General features: G+C 42.5%; 13 protein-coding genes, 1 pseudogene and 1 riboswitch. All 14 genes and pseudogenes read right to left on the bottom strand.

Features of this window, described 5'->3' with window-relative positions; translation table 11 throughout:
• Position 1: 1 nt before the first annotated feature.
• Positions 2–214 (bottom strand): FeoA domain-containing protein, encoded by a 213-nt coding sequence (locus DW152_RS08850; protein ID WP_021861427.1) that lies wholly within the window; start codon positions 212–214, stop codon positions 2–4.
• 61 nt (positions 215–275) lie between these two features.
• A complete protein-coding gene (locus DW152_RS08845) occupies positions 276–1,661 on the bottom strand; it encodes an alanine/glycine:cation symporter family protein (protein WP_021861428.1) in 1,386 nt (461 codons plus the stop codon).
• Between the two features lie 75 nt (positions 1,662–1,736).
• The gene (locus DW152_RS08840; protein WP_021861429.1) at positions 1,737–1,928 is read right to left on the bottom strand and encodes a DUF6472 family protein; all 192 of its coding nucleotides are present in this window, start codon (positions 1,926–1,928) and stop codon (positions 1,737–1,739) included.
• 76 nt (positions 1,929–2,004) lie between these two features.
• Positions 2,005–2,109: pseudogene (locus DW152_RS13825) on the bottom strand (ABC transporter permease); the annotation flags it as partial.
• 40 nt (positions 2,110–2,149) lie between these two features.
• Positions 2,150–3,445 (bottom strand): InlB B-repeat-containing protein, encoded by a 1,296-nt coding sequence (locus DW152_RS08835; protein WP_021861430.1) that lies wholly within the window; start codon positions 3,443–3,445, stop codon positions 2,150–2,152.
• The gene (locus DW152_RS08830) at positions 3,429–10,115 is read right to left on the bottom strand and encodes a sortase (RefSeq protein ID WP_118288451.1); all 6,687 of its coding nucleotides are present in this window, start codon (positions 10,113–10,115) and stop codon (positions 3,429–3,431) included. Before DW152_RS08830 ends, DW152_RS08835 begins: the two co-directional genes overlap by 17 nt.
• The gene (locus tag DW152_RS08825) at positions 10,115–10,942 is read right to left on the bottom strand and encodes a class C sortase (RefSeq protein WP_118288450.1); all 828 of its coding nucleotides are present in this window, start codon (positions 10,940–10,942) and stop codon (positions 10,115–10,117) included. The genes DW152_RS08830 and DW152_RS08825 overlap by 1 nt, the downstream gene beginning before the upstream one ends.
• Positions 10,930–12,753 (bottom strand): SpaH/EbpB family LPXTG-anchored major pilin, encoded by a 1,824-nt coding sequence (locus tag DW152_RS08820; protein WP_158570034.1) that lies wholly within the window; start codon positions 12,751–12,753, stop codon positions 10,930–10,932. The genes DW152_RS08825 and DW152_RS08820 overlap by 13 nt, the downstream gene beginning before the upstream one ends.
• A 432-nt stretch (positions 12,754–13,185) precedes the next feature.
• On the bottom strand, positions 13,186–14,871 hold the full coding sequence (locus tag DW152_RS08815) for a formate--tetrahydrofolate ligase (RefSeq protein ID WP_118288448.1): 1,686 nt from the start codon (positions 14,869–14,871) through the stop codon (positions 13,186–13,188).
• Between the two features lie 106 nt (positions 14,872–14,977).
• Positions 14,978–15,064: riboswitch (ZMP/ZTP riboswitch) on the bottom strand.
• Between the two features lie 206 nt (positions 15,065–15,270).
• Positions 15,271–17,349, bottom strand: coding sequence for a diguanylate cyclase (locus DW152_RS08810; protein ID WP_118288447.1), 2,079 nt, complete (start codon positions 17,347–17,349; stop codon positions 15,271–15,273).
• Positions 17,350–17,376: 27 nt separating this feature from the next.
• Positions 17,377–17,736 (bottom strand): Hpt domain-containing protein, encoded by a 360-nt coding sequence (locus DW152_RS08805; RefSeq protein WP_021861436.1) that lies wholly within the window; start codon positions 17,734–17,736, stop codon positions 17,377–17,379.
• A gap of 126 nt (positions 17,737–17,862) precedes the next feature.
• A complete protein-coding gene (locus DW152_RS13760; protein ID WP_243059900.1) occupies positions 17,863–18,096 on the bottom strand; it encodes a threonine/serine exporter family protein in 234 nt (77 codons plus the stop codon).
• Between the two features lie 20 nt (positions 18,097–18,116).
• On the bottom strand, positions 18,117–18,626 hold the full coding sequence (locus DW152_RS08800) for a threonine/serine exporter family protein (RefSeq protein ID WP_243059892.1): 510 nt from the start codon (positions 18,624–18,626) through the stop codon (positions 18,117–18,119).
• A 116-nt stretch (positions 18,627–18,742) separates the two neighbouring features.
• Positions 18,743–20,116 (bottom strand): 23S rRNA (uracil(1939)-C(5))-methyltransferase RlmD, encoded by a 1,374-nt coding sequence (gene rlmD / locus DW152_RS08795; RefSeq protein WP_118288446.1) that lies wholly within the window; start codon positions 20,114–20,116, stop codon positions 18,743–18,745.
• Positions 20,117–20,179: the final 63 nt, after the last annotated feature.

The raw sequence follows: 20,179 nt of genomic DNA, 5'->3' as shown, positions 1-20,179 counted from the left end.
GTTACACCTTGATTCTCCATGCTGCATCATCGCTGATCGCGATTCTCACCTGATTCGTTCCGATGATCAATCCTCCGATAAACTTCTGTATAATGTGGATATCCACACCTTCTTTTATCTGGTACTGTGCCATTAGATCCAGCACTTCCGGTACTCCGAACATCCATTTAATCGTGTAGTCTTCTCCTACGTTCGCCTCTGCAAGTGCCTGCATACTATCACCTCTTTTTTTCATTGTATGAGCGCACATGCCTGTTAGTCAATCGTAACATTTTTTATTTCATATTTTTCTCCATATCCCGCATCTCTGCAAGTGCCTGGCCACCCATCAGATACAAAATCCCAATGTTGAAAATGGTCATAAGTCCGATACCGACATCCCCCAGATCCCAGACAAATGTGTATGTCGCGATTCCTCCGATGAAAAGCATTACCAGTGCCAGCACTTTGTATGCTGTCTGGGAAAACCAGTTATCTCCAAACAGATAAGCAACATTACTTCTCGCATAGAAAAGGATTCCCAAGAATGTTGAAAAGCTGAACAAAAACAGCGTGATCGCAATAAATATAACTCCGGCTTCCCCGAAATGATACCGCATAGCTGCCTGTAAAAGCTCCATTCCTTCTTTTCCTGCCAGCATTTTCTCCGGTGCAAGCAGCATGATCATTGCTGTACAACTACAAATCACGATCGTATCAATAAATACACCTAAAGCCTGTACAAGTCCGGCTTTTCCCGGTCTCTCACATTCAGCAGCTGCGGCTGCACAAGGTGCTGAACCGGAACCTGCTTCATTAGAGAACAGTCCTCTCTTCACTCCGTTCATGATCACGGCTCCAAAGCCACCTGCAGCTGCCTGTCTGAAGCCAAATGCTTCTTTGAAAATTCTGGAAAATACACCCGGCAGGCTCGGAATGTGTGTCATGATCAAAAAAACGGTGATTGCAAAATAAAACACTGCCATAATTGGTACAATTACATCCAGAACTTTCACGGTCGCATTCTTTCTTAACACAATAAACGCTGCCAGAATAACCAGAACGATCGTAGTATATAAAGGTGGAATAGAAAATGCATTTTCAAATGAAGATGCTACCGAATTGCTGATCACCTGGCTGATTCCGCACCAGCAGATCAGTCCGGATATTGCAAATAAAACAGCAATCAGTACATGCTTTTTCTTCGTTCCCTGTCTATCTTCTATATAGTGATGTATATAATAAGCCGGACCGCCCCGGTAACCACCGTACAGAGGGTCCTTCTCCTTGTAAAGCTGTGCCAGTGTTGCTTCTATAAATGCCGTAGATGAGCCGATCACTGCCGTTATCCACATCCAGAACACTGCCCCGGCTCCTCCTGCTGAGATTGCTGCTACCACGCCGACCAGGTTACCCATGCCTACCCGTGTTGCCGTAGACACGATCAATGTCTGAAATGTAGAAAGGCTGCTCTCTTCTTTCTTTTTCTCAAGAAGTGCCTTCACCATCTCCGAAAATAACCGGACAGGCAACACTCTTGTCCTTATTGTAAAATAAATTCCTACCGGTATCAGCAAGATAATAAGCAGGGATATTCCTACAGAGCCACCGCCAGGAAGTGGTATCTGCAGGAAATCTCCCCATAAAAATCTGTAAATTGTTTCAATAATTGTAATGATCATTTTCCCGGTCCTTTCCATAACGTAAACATACTAAGAATTATTTTACCACAGACCGGAACTTATTACTATATTTACTTACATCTGTTTTCTTACAACCATATATTCATCACCATTGCGGTAATACGGGCACTGGTAATGCTGGTCGGAAATAAGACGCATATATTCGTCTTCATCCATATTAATATCGCATACATAGCTCTCATAATCTTCATCATATGTGAAATAAGTGCAGCTCTCGCAGCTTCCTTTTGTCTGTTTGCTTGCCATCGTTTTTTCCTCTTATTGTAAAATGATGTTAAAGTTAAAAGATGCTCTACTATTTTGTAGGAAGATACGGAAAATGTCAAGCCGTATACCGAAGTGCTTCCACCGGTTTTTTCTTAGCTGCCTTATTTGCCGGATACAATCCGAAGATTACACCGATCGCTACGGAAAAAAGCACGGCGATTCACATAACCGGTACAGACATCTGATACCACCTACTTTTTTTATTCTTTCCCGGTAAAATATCCCGGGTCATCTTCCTGATCGGTATGTGCATAAGACGAGTCAGTGAAATGTTCCTGATACTTTGTTCCATTACCGCCGGTCAGTTTTCCATCACCTGTAAACATATCTGCATCTTCTTTCACTTCTGTCAGATAAAAATTCGCACGCTTTTTCTTCCAGATGGCATACAGATTATATTTACATTCTTCTGGATTGTCTGCATGCATCCGTTCTTCATCCTTGTACATTACTTCGCCACGCTTTTCTTTACTCCATCCCAGGAACAAATATCCTCTTCTTACATATTGATTGGCAGGAAGCTTTCCTGAATCCAGATATTCCAGCCGGAATACATCCATCGTTCCACTGCCTCCATTTGCATGAAACCGATAGCTGAACTCTTCCGGTTTCCACACTGCGTTGATGCTAAGATTACTTTTTACACAGCTCATTTCCTCCCCGGATCTATCCCATCCTTCAAAACGATATCCTGTTTTTTTCGGTTCCAATGGTTTACCGACACTTTCTCCTCTTGAAACTTCTTTCTTTATTTCCTCTGTCTGCCAGTTTGTACATCCCGGCGCACGAAATGTAACCTGATACTTAGGACGCTCCAGTGTAATTCCTGCAGTTGCTCCTTCATAACGCGTTCCGGAATATGTCTTTAATCCGGTTTGTGCTGCATTTACCTGCAGGTAAACAGTTACGATTGTCACTTCATCTGTGCATTTCTCTTTCGCAAGCTTCTTCGTTCCGGCAGCATCTGTATAATAGAGACATCTGCCATCCGGGCAGTTCTTTGTGACAGACTGCCCGGTAATCTGGCTATGTGCAGGGATTGTAAACGTCACCGGAATATTAAATATATAATAATATCCCTGATTTGCATCCTTACCGGTACTGACCTGCGTCACTGCCGTAAATTCTCCATTCACATATTTTCCAATACGGAAATTATACCGGTTCACTGCATTTCCTGATCCATCTGCTACTTTCAGACTTACATTCCATTTCGTAGACTTTGCACGCAGTTCTTCTATCGTCGGGGCAGTTGTTCTGGATAGTGTCAGCTTTCCGATTGCTGTCTGCACTCCCGGATTTTTATCTTCCGGTGAGAGAAAAGGCATATTTATTCCGTCCAGTCTGATCTCCATGCTACCAGATTTATATGCTGACTCTGCCGCAAATACATTCCATAGAGCCATTCCGGCTGTTGCCAGTACAAGAATGCTTATTGTCAGTATAACGGCAATTCTTTTTCCGGTACAAAGAGACTGTCTATCCTTTTCCTGCATATTTACCTTTCCTCCTTTTTCTTCCTGCATACATTCCCATACTCATACATGCCATCCCTGCGAGCAATAATCCATATCCAATGTGCGCACCTGTCTCCGGAAGTTCTAAAACAGCGCTGTTACTTATCTGGTAAGAAAGATCATAATAATAACAGGAATCCCGAAAAACAACTGCTTTCTCTACATCGGCTCCTTCTTTCTCTGCTTCTTCCTTTTTCAGCACAAGTGGGATTGTTACAGAAATTGGTTTTGTCAGTTTACTTTTTCCATAAACTGTCTGCAATTCTTTTATCTCATACTGTCCGGTTTTAAGCCCGGAAAATGCCAGTTTCCCATCCTTTCCTGATGTGGACACGGCAACCTGCTTTCCATTAGCATCATAGATTCCAAACAAAACTCCGGCAAGCGCATTTCCATGTTCATCTGTTTTCATAATCTGGATCTTTCCGGTTCTTGCACGATTTTCAAATACAGCATGTCCTTCCAGCGTTCTTCTCCCCTGTGACTGTCCGTCACGTCCGATCCGCCAGGTTATCTCCTGGTTTGTTTCATCAATCTTCACACCTTCGTCTGTACAGCTTATCTGTGACAGCCGGTAATAAGGATCTGTCTGCTCTTCCCGCACCGTATAGGTTCCCGGCTGCAGATCTGTAAACTCCAGAGATTTGGTAATATATCCATCCGTTTCTTCCAACAGATACCTGACTTCTTCTTTTGTAAAAGAAAGGATTCCCTGTTGGTTGATTTCCTCGCCCAAAAGCGTTTTTCCATGAAGTGTAAATGAAAACTCCGGTCTCCATTTTTCCCAGTCAATCTCATCTTTTTTAATTTTCTTGAAGATTATAATTTTCCCTTTCTCCGGAACATGCTGGTTCGTAATTGTCGTTTTCAGAAAACTTCTGTTCTCTTCCTCTGTCTCTTCTTCCGTATAAAGCGGTAAATATCCTGTCTCCTTGTTTCCGTCAATAAGTTCTGTCTGTTCTTCCCGGAATTCATAAACATAAGCTCTTCCTTTCTCATCTTCTGCCGGAAGATCCTCAAAGCTTTTTTCATCTTTCCAGTTATTTTCCTCCTGCAAAATTGTTTCCCGGTACGGAATACCATTTTGATACAGATACACTTTTACCTTATCCGGACGGATACCATCCAGATTGTCTTCATCTTCCCACTTCTTCTCTACCTGCAGATTGCATCGCCGGTCCTTAATTTTATTTGTCACCGTCCAGACTCCTTTCTTCTCATCTGTAATCATCCCGTCAGATTCATATCCTTCCGGTACTTCTTCACACAACTCCCACTCTTTCATCTCTGCAACCAGAATGTCTGTTTCCAGCCTCCAGTCATTTTCTTTCGATAATGTATATGTCTTTTCTGTTCCGTCTTTTTTTGCAGAAATAAGAATCTCCGAAGGGCGTTTTCCTGCCGCATTACGATTGTCGTCCCATATCTTCACAAGTTCCGCATGTTCAAGTTTCCGGTTGCTGACTGTTACTGTCCTGCTGTTTTCTTTCGGTTCTCCATCAAAACTCCAACTGTTCTTCGTTCCTTTTTCAATCTTGTACCCCGGTGCACTTCTTATTTCTCTTACTTCATATAATCCATCTGCGCCAGAACTGTAAAGATCCGATGGAAGTCCGGAAAACATTACTTTCGAACTTGTTCCTTCTCCTGTACTTTCTGATTGTGCTTCCATAATTCGTTCGCCTTTCCGGAAGAGAATTTCTCCGTCCGCATTCCGGATCTCTCTGCCTGCATACATACCAAACAGAGCTCCTTCTACCGGATTTCCACTTTCATCTTCTTTTCCAATTTCAATTGTCTGCGTCAGGAGTGTATCTTCTGCTTCCAACCGGAAATCAACATCTTTCACTTCCTGCCTGTCTGCATCTATTACATCTACAACCTGTACGATTGTCTCTGCTTTCGGATAATCTGCAAGACTTCCTTTTATAAATACAAATCCAACCGTCTCTTTTCCTTCTTTTTCTGCTTTCTGTGGCAAAATCTGTACTTCTTCGTCCGAAGGATATACTTCTTTCCTGGAACCGTCACTATACACAAGCTGAAAATTAAAATCTTCCGTTTTATAAACACTTCCTACTGTAAAATCATATTTCGGACTTACGTCCGCCTTCACCGGAACCGGCGAGCCTTCTGTCTCCTCATTTTCGATTCTTGTATTGGCATAGATTTTTTCCAGACTCGTACAATTTCGAAACATATTTTTTACATATTTCATGTTTTTTGTATAAAATCTTGTCAAATCCAGTTCTTTTAATTTTGTACATCTGCTGAACATATCATTTGCATTGATCACACTGGAAGTCTCTATAGCATCAAAATAAATCTTCTCCAACATAACCAGTTGTCTGAACACCGCAGAACTGTCTGCGTTCAGAATGACATCCTGTTCTTCCGTCTGCGTGGAAATCATGCAATTCTGATCTTCCATCCACATCACAACACTTCCATCCTCCAATGAAGATACATCTTTATATGACGCTCCTTCCGGTGCCTTTTCATTTGTAAATGTTATTGTGTCAAGCTTATCTTCCACGCTGTGGAGTATTCTTCGGAATTCTCTTCCGGACTTTAAAATATAACGTCCCTTGCTCGCTTCCGGGTATGTAACAGGCAGTGACTCATCCGTATTGTTATCCGGTACATCCGGCGATGTGACTTTATTCTCCTTTTTGGCATTTTCATCCCATGTCAGACGGACTTCATATATCTCTTCGTCTTTTCGATAGCCATATGGTGCTTCCAGCTCCCGTACTTCATATATTCCAAGTGGAAATAATTCTGTCTTTGTTCCATCTGCCTGTTTGCGTGTGAATTTTATGTTACCGGATTCATCTGTCCTCTTCTTATCGATCAATGTTCCTGTCTTCCACAATACCGAATCATCATCCAGGCAGATATCTTCCTTTGCATACAATCCATAGACAGCTCCTGCCACCTGCCCAGTTCTGTATTGGAACTGCCCCTGTGAAAATCCATGTAACCGGTCACCCATCTTCGTCATCTGGATCTTCCCACGAACCGGGACATCTTGATCCTCCATTTTCATAATTCCATCCGGCGCGTCTTTGAATGTAATTGTAAATTCTTTCTTCTGACTGCATTTATAACCATCAGGTGATACAATTTCTTTCAGTGTGTAATGTCCGTAAGGCAGACGACACATCCCGGCTCCCTGCTTTTCTGTCTCCTCCCCCTGTCCGGTTGTAAATCTGGCAACCGTTTCTCCTTTCTCATCCAGCACAAGATAAGTTGCATCATTTAAAAGCTTTCCGGTCTCTGCCGAACGCTTTGTTAATTCAAAAGAAATCAAATTTTCTTCATTTATTATAGTAATTACTTCCGTTTTTCCTTTTTGCTCTTTCCCAAGGATGACTTTCCTGTCTTCGCTGAATCTGTGCGTTGACACTCCTTCTATCTGATGAATCATATATGTTCCAAATGCAAGTTTTCCGCTTACTGCTTCCCCTTTTTCGTCTGTCGTAAGTGTCTCCACTGCTTTTCCCTGCTCGTTCCGAATCTCAAACCTGGCTCCTGCTTCCGGCTGTGTCACAGTTTCTGTCTTTGACGGACGATCTGTAACCATCATTTTCTTTATGTGAATAAACGCATAATCCTCAAATACATCTTTTGCTTTGAATGTATAGACGAGATGACCGTCTTCTTCTACCGGTGTTTCTTTGGACGAATCAAAGATTTCCGCAAAGGAATAACCTTCTGCTCCTTTTGTCTGTCTTACAAAGAATGATTCGCCAGAGGAAAGCATATCCAGTAAAGCACAGGCTTCTCCTTTTTCATCTGTTACAAGTGTCTGCATCTTCTCTTTTTTCTCATTCAATACTTCAAACTCCGCTCCTGCTTCCGGTGTCTCTTTGCCATCCTTTTCCTTGGTTTTTCGTATCCGTATCTTTTGCGCAGTACTCTCATCTTCCAGATAATAAGATAATAAGCGCTCTTCTCCTGACTTTATCGTCACTTTAAAATCCGGAATCTTTTTATAATTTTCCGCACCTTTACTCTGATGTATCGTATAAATTCCCGGCTCCATCTCCTGACTGTATGCTGTTCCGTTCTCATCAGTAACAAGACTCTCCACCTTTTTCCCGGATGCGTCCAGGATTTCAAATTCAGCACCTTTTTCTGCTTCACATTCGTTCATTCCTGTCTCAGCATCAAATAGTTTCTTTACTTTTGAAATTGCAATACCTGCATATGCTGGCATGTCATGCCCTTTTATCTCATAGATTTTCTGATTTCTTGTAACCGCAACTGTCAGCGGTGCCAGAAAACTGTATCCTCCAATTCCCTGTATCTGTTCCAGACGATAATGTCCATAAGGAAGCCATCCCGATTCTGCCTTTCCTTCTAAATCTGTAAGCAGAGTCTCAACCTTTCTTCCCTGACTGTCATACAGTACAAACGCTGCCCCTTCTTCCGGCATACTGTCTGTACCATCCTGTCTGCCACATGTTTTATGTATACGAATCTTTCCTCTGATCATAGCATCCTGTACAGTAATTTTCTGATCTTCAGTCCGTAAATCCACCGGATAAGCAGTGTCATCCAACAAGAATCCTCTCGGAGCTTCTTTTTCTCTTAAATAATATTTTCCCGGGCGAAGTCCTCCTGCATTCGCCTGCCCCTTCTGGTTTGTGCAAAGTTCCGTTACTTCTTCTCCCGGTACATAGAGCACCCGCTTGTTATCACTGTCCATTATTTCTGTTTCCGCATACAGACCATAAATTGCATCTGCCAGGGATGTCTCCGCACTCTCTTCTTTTTCTGCACTGATCTTTTCAAGCTTAAGTTCTCTGTCTTCCGGATAATTCCACAATTGTACTTTTAGATCTTTCTCCGTCTGTTCTGTGAGCATCACTCCGTCTGCATCGGAAATCCTGTGACCGAAAGGCGCTTTTATCTCTTTTATATTCCATAAGTGGAACTTACTCTGCAAAGAAGCCAGTTCCGCTTGAACTTTTTTATTTATCTCTCTTTTTGCTGCCTTTTCTGCCAGACTTTTATTCTGATAATAGCCATTTTCTGTCGCCTCTGATTTCTTCTTTTTATCCAGATCATCCCAGTTTGACACATATTTTTTTGACACCGTGTATGTCTTCGTCTTCAACAGCCGCTCATAAATATACTGCGCTTTCCCATCTGCATCCGTTATCACATCCACAATCGCTTTTCCGTCACAGCTTAACTGAAAAACAGCTCCTTCCAGTGCTCTTTCTGTACGAATGTCTCTCTTGTCGATCCGAAGTGATACTTTCTGGGATGACTCACCGGCACCTTTTCTTTCTACATTCTTTATGACCGGTTTTGGATTCGTCACAATTTTAAAAACAGCGATCGGCTGATGAGTGTTTCCATCCCTCTCCAGTTTGTAAGTTTTCTCTGTGATCGTATAATCTCCCAGTATATTCTTTGCTTCCGTATAGATCTGATCATATAGAATGATCTGTTTCGATGCACCAAAATCCGGAACCTGACTGATCAGCTTTACCGTCTTTCCTTCCGTCCGGTTGTAGGATGCATGCTGCATATACCAGCTGAATCCCTGGGCGAGCATCTGTCTTTTGTTTTTCGGAAGTTTCATCAGTTTACTGCTCCCGGTAATCCCACGAAGTGTGACTTTTCCTGAAAGCAGATATTCTTGTGCGATACCAATATATTTATATTTCTCATATCCGTTTTTCCGTTCATACATCCAGCTTGTGCGGCTGTCTTTTGTCACATCGAATTCTTTCGCAGGACCAACCGGTGTATCCTGCTCCGCATAGACACACTGCCCCAGTTCGCCATCCATATAATGAAGCAGCACACAGGCATTTTCCCTTATGTACTGTAACCCTTTTCCGGTATTGAACTTTGCATTACTTTTCCACTGATAAGTCACAATGTGACTGCTCGTATCTATTTTCTTTGACAAGCTGTGTCTGGCAGCCTTTGCAGACATTCCCCATATTCCGGTCAGCAATAATATAAGCAGAATTATTCCGCAGATTTTCCGGAAATACTGCTCTACCCGTACATCCTGCGTTTTCTGTATCTTCCTGCATTCTGTCATGCTCCTGTCTCCTTCTTTTCTTCGCTTTCTGACTGAATATACCAGGTAACGGAATTTTCCATTCCCCCGATATGGATGACAGGTCAGAAGCGTAAGCATATCTTTCTCTTTTTTTATTTTCTGTGTTTCTTCCAGCCGGATGATATCCATATCCTGCACTCTATATTCCAGTTTCTGCTCAGGTGTCCGCACATAAATTACATCACCATACTCCAGCTTTTCAATATCCCGGAAATAAGGCTTTCCCCGGTATCCCCGGTGCGCTGCAATGATACAATTCTGCCCTTTTTCCTCTGGAAGTCCACTTTCTTTTAAAATAGCAGCTCCCCACGCAAGATGTTCTTCTGTCTCATTTCTATAAAGTGGCAGCGTCACATTCATTTTCGGAATCTGAATATATCCGTATTCTTCCTGCCTGCTTCCTGTTACACTCCTTCGTCTGCTTTTATGTTCACGCTCATACGTTTTTACAAATGCCTGTACTTTTATCTCCTGCAGATCTGTTGCCACATCCGGATAAAAGTACAGACATATTCCAAATAACCACAAAACAATTCCCGCAAGCTTTGTCTTTTTCATCACTCAGATGTCCACTTTCTTTTTAAAATTCCAACGCACACAACCATCGACGCTGCGATCAGCAAAGTTTTCCGATACTCCTTTTGCCATCTGGTCTTCCTTTTCTTATGCTTTTCTTCTCTGTATGCTTCCTTCCGGTAAGAAATACGATGTCCTCTGATCAGTAATCTGTGACTGTTCACTCCATACGGCGTGCAGGTTAAAAGCGTCACCAGATCTTGCTCTCCCTGCACATACAGTTTCTTCGTATCATCGGGACGTACAACAGAAATATCGTCCACTTCATATGCCAGGATTTTTCCCAGCACATGAATATAAAACTGATCTTTTTTTCTGACCTCTTCCAAATCTGTAAATAATTTTGCTTTATCCAGTCCTGTATGCCCGGTAAGTACTGCATGGGTTCCTTTACCGCCAACCGGAACACTTGTCGCACCGAGGTGCCCGATCCCTTTTTCCAGCACCTCACCGTCCGTTCCATGATATACCGGAAGATATATACGGATTCCCGGAATATCCACATATGCCATTACTTCACTTCCGGGGATATGTAATATCTCCCGGTAATCCTTTCCGGTATTTTTTTTACTCTGTTCTGATGAAAATGGATCTGTCAGTATCACATCCGCTTTTGCAAGATTCTCATTGTAATCTCTTGCTTCCCGCATAAGATTTTGATAATTTTTCTTCGGAAGTTCCCTGCTCTTTTTTTCATATACCTGTATCCGGGAACCTGCTTCTTTTTCATACAAACTGTTACTGATCCATGGATAAGAAGCCATTCCGATCCCTGCCAGGATTAATCCGATCTGTATTATTTTACGCATGGAGCTTTTTCATCTTTTTTTCTTTTTCCGGTAGTAAACATCATTCCTGTTCCTGCCAGGATCACACCTGCGATCGTAAGCAGATACAGCCCTCTTCCTCCTGTCTTCGGAAGCGAAAAACTTTTTGCATTCTGCACTTCCATTTTCACAAGCGCATTTGCAGAAGCCGGATCAGTGGAAGATTTCTCCATTATTGCATTTGTCCCATCGACTGTTGCAGAAGCCGCTGTAACCTGCACCGAGCTTTCTGTTCCTTTTGCCGAACTGCTTACTACACCTTTTGTCCCATGGATCACAATCTGAAGTGGTTCTTTCAAGAGACTGTATCCCTGATCCGAATGTGTCTCTGTCAGCACGTAAGTATCTCCTTCCAGTCCATGGATCAAGAGCGTTCCGTCCGCTGCAGGTGTAAAGTCTGTTGCTTTATTTCTCTCTTCTTCTTTTCCTGTCACATAGTAGACACCGTCTGTTCCATTCGCCTTTACATAATATCTATCTGTCTGATTCTGCAATACAAACTGTACCTGCGTGGCATCTCCTTTTCCATCTGAAAATGTCTTTTTCAAATGGATTCCATAAGTATAAACAAGTGCCTTATCATCCTGCGTGTCGTAATAAGAGTCGCTTGTTCTTCTCCATTCAAGCGTAACATCGTTTGGATTTCCTTTATCTCCGGTTACAACCGATTCTTCAGATCTGACGGTTGCGGTATAATACACAACCAGATATTTATCCGAATAATTTTCGTTAATTTCTTTTAATCCTTCTTTTGTCATGCCAAGAAGCATCTGGGAACTTTCATCCTCATTTTTCGTATAATCCTGTGTGAATTTTCCTGAATCCTTCGTCCACACTGCCACCGCACCGCTTCCGGCGACATTATCTATATTTGTTGTTGTTGCTTTTTCTGCGGAATCATAAAATGCAAGAACTGCATTTTCTCCATAGCGAAGACCTTTCGCCATTGTATCTTTGAATGTGTATTTACTAAGATAAGTTGATGTGCTTGTAATATGCGGAAGTTTTGATATAAACTGATAATCCAGTGCTGCACCTTCTGAAGCTGTCACCGTGTCTTTGTACCCAGATTTTCCATCTGCCCGGTCCTTTACCTTCTTATCCAGTGTCGGATCTCCAGTCTGGTTCTTCGGATAACAGGTCACATCATAAAACCAGCTTTCTCCACCTGCATCCGTCATCGGAAGTTGTACAAACCACGGATCTGTCGTATCGGTAACATCCTCGGGTACTTTCGTCTCTACAAGCAGATACAAACCAAGTTCCAGACCTGCTTTCGTTGTCTTTCCGGTTGTGTCAGTGAGCGTCATCTTCTCTCCGGCTTTTACATAATCTTCCAGACGGTTCTTCGTTGTCACATTATCCGCAAGTGCATTCCTCATGGCTGTCTGAATCTGATCTGCTGTATAATAACAGGTTCCATCTTTTGTCTCTGTGGCTGCTTTCTTCTCCAGACCTAAAATCTTCTCCAGAATATCCGGGATTCCATATATTAGTTTCACATCCCCATTCTTACTGTATGTGTCCACATCTCCGACACGAAGACAAGTAAATTCCACACCTTCCATTGCGTAATCCTTCAACTTGTTCTCTACAGATTCATCTTTCCGCCCGTTTCCCGGTTCTCCTGCCTGTATACCAGCTTTGCCGGCGCCTGTTATATCATACTTGTAAATCGTAAGTGAACCTTTTTTCGATGTGTCTACAATGTGTTCTGCTGCAAATGCGGGAAATACGCTTCCCACTGCCAGTACAAGCGCAATTACAAATGCACTTAATCTTCTTTTCTTCATAAAATGTTCTCCTTTCCCTTGTCTTGCATTATGGCAATCCCAGGATAATTTGAGAATTGGTTCCAGAGCTATGTCTCTTATAAATACAATCCTCCTTCGAAGAAACATCACTCTCCCATAATTAAACTAACTGTCTTCATCGGATCTTGTTTTGAAAATAAAACACCGAATATAAGATGCCTTACGGCTAAGAATCACTTTCTGGATTACAGAATGTTCTCCTAAAAGTGAATATAGAATAACACGAGTTTTTCTTTTATGCAAGCATATTTTTTATAATATTTGTCAGCTCTTTCTCCGATATTTTTTCTCCGAATGCACAAAATGCAGAGTCTGCCACTGGCAGTTTCCTCCGTATATCATAACAATATCAGAACCAAAACACCGCACAGACTCTATTCATCTGTGCGGCATCCATATTTTCTCTTATTCTTAGAAAAGACCTGTAATTCTGCCCTCATCATCTACGTCTATACGCTCTGCTGCCGGTACTTTCGGCAGTCCAGGCATAGTCATAATATCTCCGGTCAGTGCGACAATGAATCCAGCTCCTGCAGAAATTTTCAGATTTCTTACTGTAATCTCAAAATCTTCCGGTGCGCCAAGTTTCTTTGGGTCATCCGTCAGACTGTACTGTGTCTTCGCCATACAGATTGGTGCATTGTCAAATCCAAGTGCTGTAAGCTGATCTGCCTGCTTCTTCGCATTTGCAGTCAGTACCGCTCCTTTACCGCCATAAATTTTCTGTACGATCTGGTTAATCTTATCTTCAATCGTTCCTTCCAGCTCATAACTGTAATGGAAGTCACTTGATTCATCACACAGACGGATTACTTCTTCTGCCAACTTGATTCCGCCTTCTCCACCTTTTGCCCACACTTCGGAAAGTGCCACATTCACACCTGCTTCTTTACATTTTTCTTCAATTAACGCAAGTTCTGCCGGTGTATCTGTCGGGAATGCATTGATTGCAACTACGCAAGGAAGTCCATATACATGTGTAATATTATGTACATGTTTCATAAGATTCGGAAGTCCCTTCTCCAGTGCTTCCAGATTCTCTTCATTAAGCTCCTGTTTCGGAACTCCTCCATTGTATTTCAGTGCACGTACAGTTGCAACGATCACTACCGCATCCGGCTTAAGCCCTGCCATACGGCATTTGATATCCAGGAACTTCTCTGCTCCAAGATCCGCTCCAAAGCCTGCCTCTGTGATCGCATAATCGGCTAATTTTAATGCCATCTTCGTTGCTGTCACAGAGTTACATCCGTGTGCAATATTTGCAAACGGACCACCATGCACAATTGCCGGAACATGTTCCAATGTCTGTACAAGATTCGGCTTCAATGCATCTTTCAGAAGTGCACACATCGCGCCTTCTGCATGCAGATCATGCGCTGTTACCGGTTTCTGCTCGGACACTTTTCCATATGTGTATCCGACAATCAGTTTACCGAGACGTTCTTTCAGATCCTTGATATCATTGGACAGACATAAAACTGCCATAATCTCAGAAGCAACTGTAATATCATAGCCATCTTCTCTCGGTACACCGTTGACTCTTCCTCCCAGACCATCTGTTACAAAACGAAGCTGTCTGTCATTCATATCCACGCAGCGTTTCCATACGATCTTTCTCGGATCAATGCCAAGCTCATTTCCCTGATAAATGTGATTATCGATCATTGCTGCAAGCAGATTATTTGCCGCACCAATCGCATGGAAATCGCCTGTAAAATGCAGGTTGATATCTTCCATCGGAACGACCTGTGCATATCCGCCGCCTGCTGCTCCGCCTTTCATTCCAAATACCGGTCCGAGAGATGGCTCTCTTAAAGCAACCATAACCTTCTTATCCAGCTTCTGCATCGCATCCGCAAGGCCTACCGTTGTTGTTGTCTTACCTTCCCCTGCCGGAGTTGGATTGATCGCAGTCACCAGAATCAGTTTACCGTCTTTTGCTTCTGACTTTTTCAGCAGATTATAATCAATCTTTGCTTTGTATTTTCCATACTGCTCCAGATATTCATCCGGGATTCCCGCTTTTTCTGCTATCTTCGTAATCGGTTCCATCGTACATTCCTGTGCAATTTCAATATCTGTTTTCATCGTCATATCCTCCTGATCTGTGTCCTTTTTATCGACAGTTTCTCTCGGTCCTTTATTTTCTCCTGTCTATACAATAGTAGTAAAATAAAGGACAACATCTATCCTTTCGAATAAATGTTGCCCAGACGGTCGGCTTGTCTTTCTAATACTTGATTCCCCTGTGGTTCTCCACAATTATCCGTCAGTAATCAGTACCTATATCTGCCATTTATAATATTATAGAAAAATACAATTGTCAAGACTTTCTCCCTTTTAGTTCTTCCAGTTTTTTTAATGCTTATTTCTTCCCTTTTTTCTGAATCCTTTTTCCTATAATTCTAAATCAGGCCGTATCAGATAACGGTATCTCAAAACTGCTCCTCATATTTCCACTCACTTTTCCCGATGTTGCCCGCCGTCTTTCTGTTATCTGATTTCGTCGTCCATATCCAGAAGTTCACTAACTTTTAGTACTCCCCCCCCCCCGAATTTTTCAGACATTTCTATTATCTTTCCTATCTTCTCATGTTCTTTCTGGGCAGAATCAAACATTACAACATCCGTATCGTAAACCATCTCCTGTATCTCATCTTCTATATCTTTGAGACAGGTAAGAAGCAGCGGATTGAATGCACCGCACTCTCCGTTCAGAATCATCTGCATTGCTTTCTCATGAGAATAGCTTGCTTTATATACACGCTTGCTCACCAGTGCGTCATACACATCTGCCAGTGATACAACCTGTGCACTGATCGGAATATCTTCTCCTTTCAATCCATCCGGATATCCTCGTCCGTCGTAACGTTCATGATGCCATCTGCAGATCTCTCTCGCTGTCTTCACCAGAGGTTCATTCTGATAATACTGTAACTCTTCCAGAATCTCCACACCAATCACAGTGTGTTGTTTCATAATCTCAAACTCTTCATCTGTAAGCCGGCCTTTTTTATTCAGAATCTTATCATCAATCCCAATCTTACCGATATCATGCAGGGAAGATGCCATCACGATCAGATCACGATCCATCCATGATAAATGATACTGATCCGAGATCTGAACCAGTCTTCCGAGCAATAACTGTGTCAATACATTGATATGCTGCACATGCGGTCCACTTTCACCATTACGGAACTCTACAATATGACTCAGAATTCCGATCATGATCTTACGGCTTTCTTCTTTTGCACGGATTTGTTCTGTCAGAATTACTAGCAATCTCCGCTGTTTCGCATACAGCTTGATCATATTATAAACACGCTTATATACAATCTGCGCATCATACGGTCTGCTGATATAATCCGATGCCCCCATCTCATATGCACGACGGATAAAAGATGCGGAATCTTCACTGGAAATCATAATAACCGGAATCTCTTCGATCATACCTTTTTCATTCATGTGTCCAAGAACTTCAAATCCATCCATGATCGGCATTACAATGTCCAGAAGCACCAGTGATATCTCGCATCCGTACCGTTCCAGGACTTCCAGTGCTTCCTTTCCATTCTCAGCCTCAAGTATATCAAATTCATCTTTCAGCATCTCGTATAAGATCTCTCTGTTCATCTCGGAATCATCAACAATCAGTATCCGCTGGCGCTTTTTCTTCTTTGCGTTCACCTGTGGCAGGCTGTCATCCATGGCAATGGTTCCCCATTCTGTCACGATTGCATTCTTATGTGACTTTGCCTGATACATATAACGGTCCGCACGTGCAATTGCGTCCCGGATCTGCTCTCCCTGAGCCATAACCGCTCCAACACTGGCGGAAATCCTGCTTCCGATACTCTCCGGCATCTCCACCGAACAGATCTGTCTGCGGATATCACGAAGCTTCTGTTCAAAAGAATCTTCCGATATTTCCGGCATAACCAGCAAGAACTCATCCCCGCCATAGCGAATCAGGGCATCTGTCTTACGGATCATCTTCTTGATTACAGCAACTTCTGTCTTTAAAAATGCATCCCCGATATCATGTCCGTATGTATCATTTGCTAATTTGAAATCATCCAGATCGAACATTGCAACTCCGGCATGCATGGATTTCTTCTTGATCTGTTCTTCATAATATCTGCGGTTGTATGCTCCTGTCAGAGCATCCGTATACAATGCTTCATAAAATGCTTTCGTATCTTTGATCTCATCTGACTGAGCAATGTCTGCTCCATTTCCCAGATTCTGTATCATCTCCAATACACAGGACTGCCCGTCAACTTCCACATACTGTGCAGTTACCTCATATAGTTCTGTGCCTATATATTTCAGCTTTGTCTTCCGTGCTTTCTCTTTCAACGCAACTACGGAAACACAATCGTCGCAGTATTTCCCTGCGCCAAGGCATGACTCTTTCCAGTAGTTTTTGCCTTTTCCTGCCTGCGTTGTATTTTCTTCTTTGAGTTCTTCTGCACTGAGCAGTCGGACTTTACTGTATATCCGTCTAAAAATCTCCAATTGTTCTTCTGCCTGTTCTTTTGTCAGCCTTATCTCTGATAACTGTGTATCCATTCATTCTCCTTTTAGCCGTTCCGGCTTTTAATTCTGTTCCTGCTGCCACTCCCTGATTGCTTCTACTGTGATCTGATACTGTTTCTGTACCGCTGCGAACTGTTCTTCATACCCTTTGAGTTCACGATCTCTTAATGCCTCTGTTAGTTCAGCGCTCACTTCGTATAACTTCTGAAAGCCAAGATTCAGACATACTCCTTTTAATGTATGTGCACCTCGGAAAGCTGTCTCTGCATCTTTTGCTTCAATGCCATCTGCGATCATCTGGTAGCTTCCGTCACTTAAGAAACTTCCTGTAAAACGTTCTACCAGCGCATCGCTGCCCATTCTCTGCAGAACATCATCATAACTTGCTCCCATTTTTTCATAACACTCTCTTATATCCATCTCTATGCCCTCCATTACTCTGATTTTCTATAAAAAATGATACAAACATTCCGTATATCTGTATTCTGTCCCATATTCATGCATTTTTTTGCATATATATACAGTCATTGTATACCAAAATCCGTCTTACCTCAATCTTTTTCGACATTTTCTGCTATCGTTTAAACCAATGTACAGACTATGGTCTGTTTGTAATTTTTTCCCGGTTTTCCTTATATTTCTCACTACAATATCTATAATCCAGAATCCAAAGGCAATCCCAATGCAGGTTTCCGCTATAACCGTCAGATGCTCAAATGCGATTGCATATTTTCCAGCAACCATCCCCGCCATCATATAGTAAAGACGTGCTCCCGGCATCAGTGGAAAAACCGAACCTGTCAGGAACAACGTTGAAGGAGATTTTCTTCCCGCTTCTCCAGCCATTTTCCAAAGAACACGATGAACACGGACAGTACCAGCGCTATCAGCGCGTCTCCGAAATTACATCCAAAAAACACCGCAAAACTGGTACCTCCAACAATCTGCGCAAGAACGGTTATCCATGCTTTCTGTGTTGGTGCGTCCATAATTTCCCGATATCTTTTCTGCATTTCTTCATCGTCCAGTCTGTTGATGCATATATATCTGGATAACCCGTTTAATGCATCCAGCCGGTCATAATTGAATCCTGTCGTCTCGACATGACGAATCTGCGTGATCATTTCATGCTCTTTTGTTTCCACCGTGATCTGAATATTGTTCTGTATCACAAATACATCCTGCCGGAGGAAGCCATAGCTTGCACACATGCGATCAATACTGTCCTGCACCCGGTAGATTTCCGCGCCTGTACACAGCAGCGATTCGCCAATATCCATAATTCCCTGAATGATTTTATCGTGATTCACAGATATTTCCCTTTCTATTGTTTTCAAATTCTATATATTACTTACAAGCTTTTTCCATCAGCGACAGTTATCCAAAATTTTCGAATAACTGAATCATCCTCATGTCCGGAGGTCTATTAACCGTGTTCTCTGCTCATCACCGCCACCGTCTCCACATGGTACGTATTCGGGAATAAATCTACGCAGGAGATCTTCTCCACCTTATATCCTCTACCCTGGATCATCTCCAGATCTCTGGCAAGGCTGGTCGGTTTACAGGCAATATATACAAGACGGTCCACGCCGAAATTCAGGATCTTCATCAGCGCTTTTGGATTCACGCCGTCACGCGGTGGATCAAGCATAATAAGATCCGGCACTTCGCCCAGTTCATCAATCACTTTCAGCACATCACCTGCCCAGAATGTGCAGTTATCAAGGCCATTAAGCGCAGCATTTTCCTTCGCCGCTTCAACCGCTTCTTCCACAATCTCCACACCAACAACTTTTTTTGCTACCGGTGCAAGGATCTGCGCAATCGTTCCGGTTCCGCTATACAAGTCAAAGATAACCTTCTCATTGATATCTCCAATGTACTCTCTCGCTGTCTCATACAGCACTTCCGCTCCCAGCGAATTTGTCTGGAAGAACGAAAATGGGGTAATCTTGAATTTCAGCCCTAACAGTTCTTCATAGAAATAATCCTGTCCATAGAGCACTTCCGTTCCTTCATCTTTTACTACATCAGCAACACTGTCATTTTTTGTATGCAGGATACCTGCCATTTTACCATCGAGTTCCAATTCCAGAAGCTTTTTCACCCATGTATCCAGAAATGCCTGTGCATCTGTTTCCGTTGTCGTTACAAGATCTACTAAAATCTCTTCTGTTTTCACAGCTTTTCTTACAAGCAGATGGCGAAAATATCCGGTATGTCTCATGCGGTGATAATATAGAAGTCCCGACTCCCTTGCTGCCTCTAATGTACAGTCAAGAATCTTTCGGTAATCTTCGTCCACAATCTGGCAGTCTGTCACATTGACAATATCATGAAAACTGCCTCTTTTATGCATACCAAGTGCGATTGGTCCATCTTTATACTCATCTCCAAAAGAGAACTCCATCTTATTACGATATGCCTGTTTTACCGGGCTTGGTTTTACTCCCTCCCAGACATACTTGCCATTCACAGCTTCATCCATCATTTTCTTAATCTGTGACTCTTTCATTGCCAGTTGTTCTTCATATGGCAGATTCTGATATGTGCAACCACCACACTGCCCAAAATGTGGACAAACAGACGGAATCTCTTTCTCTGATGGCTTCAGCACTTCCAGCAGTCTTCCTTCTGCTTTCCCTTTGCGGATCTTATTTACTGAAAATCTGATCTTCTGTCCCGGCACTGTATTTTTCACGATCACGGTACGATCTTCTTCCGGCAGAAATACTTTTCCTTTATTTGGAAAATCTACCTCTTTTACGATTCCTTCCCAGACCTGTCCCTTTTTCATGTTTTCTATTCCTTCCTGTTTAAATAATACTTTTTTTGATTCATTCTATCTTCTTGATTTTCA

This window comes from Dorea sp. AM13-35 (assembly GCF_003473885.1).
GTDB lineage: Bacteria > Bacillota > Clostridia > Lachnospirales > Lachnospiraceae > Dorea_D > Dorea_D hominis.
This window is presented reverse-complemented; position numbering and strand designations above follow the sequence as displayed.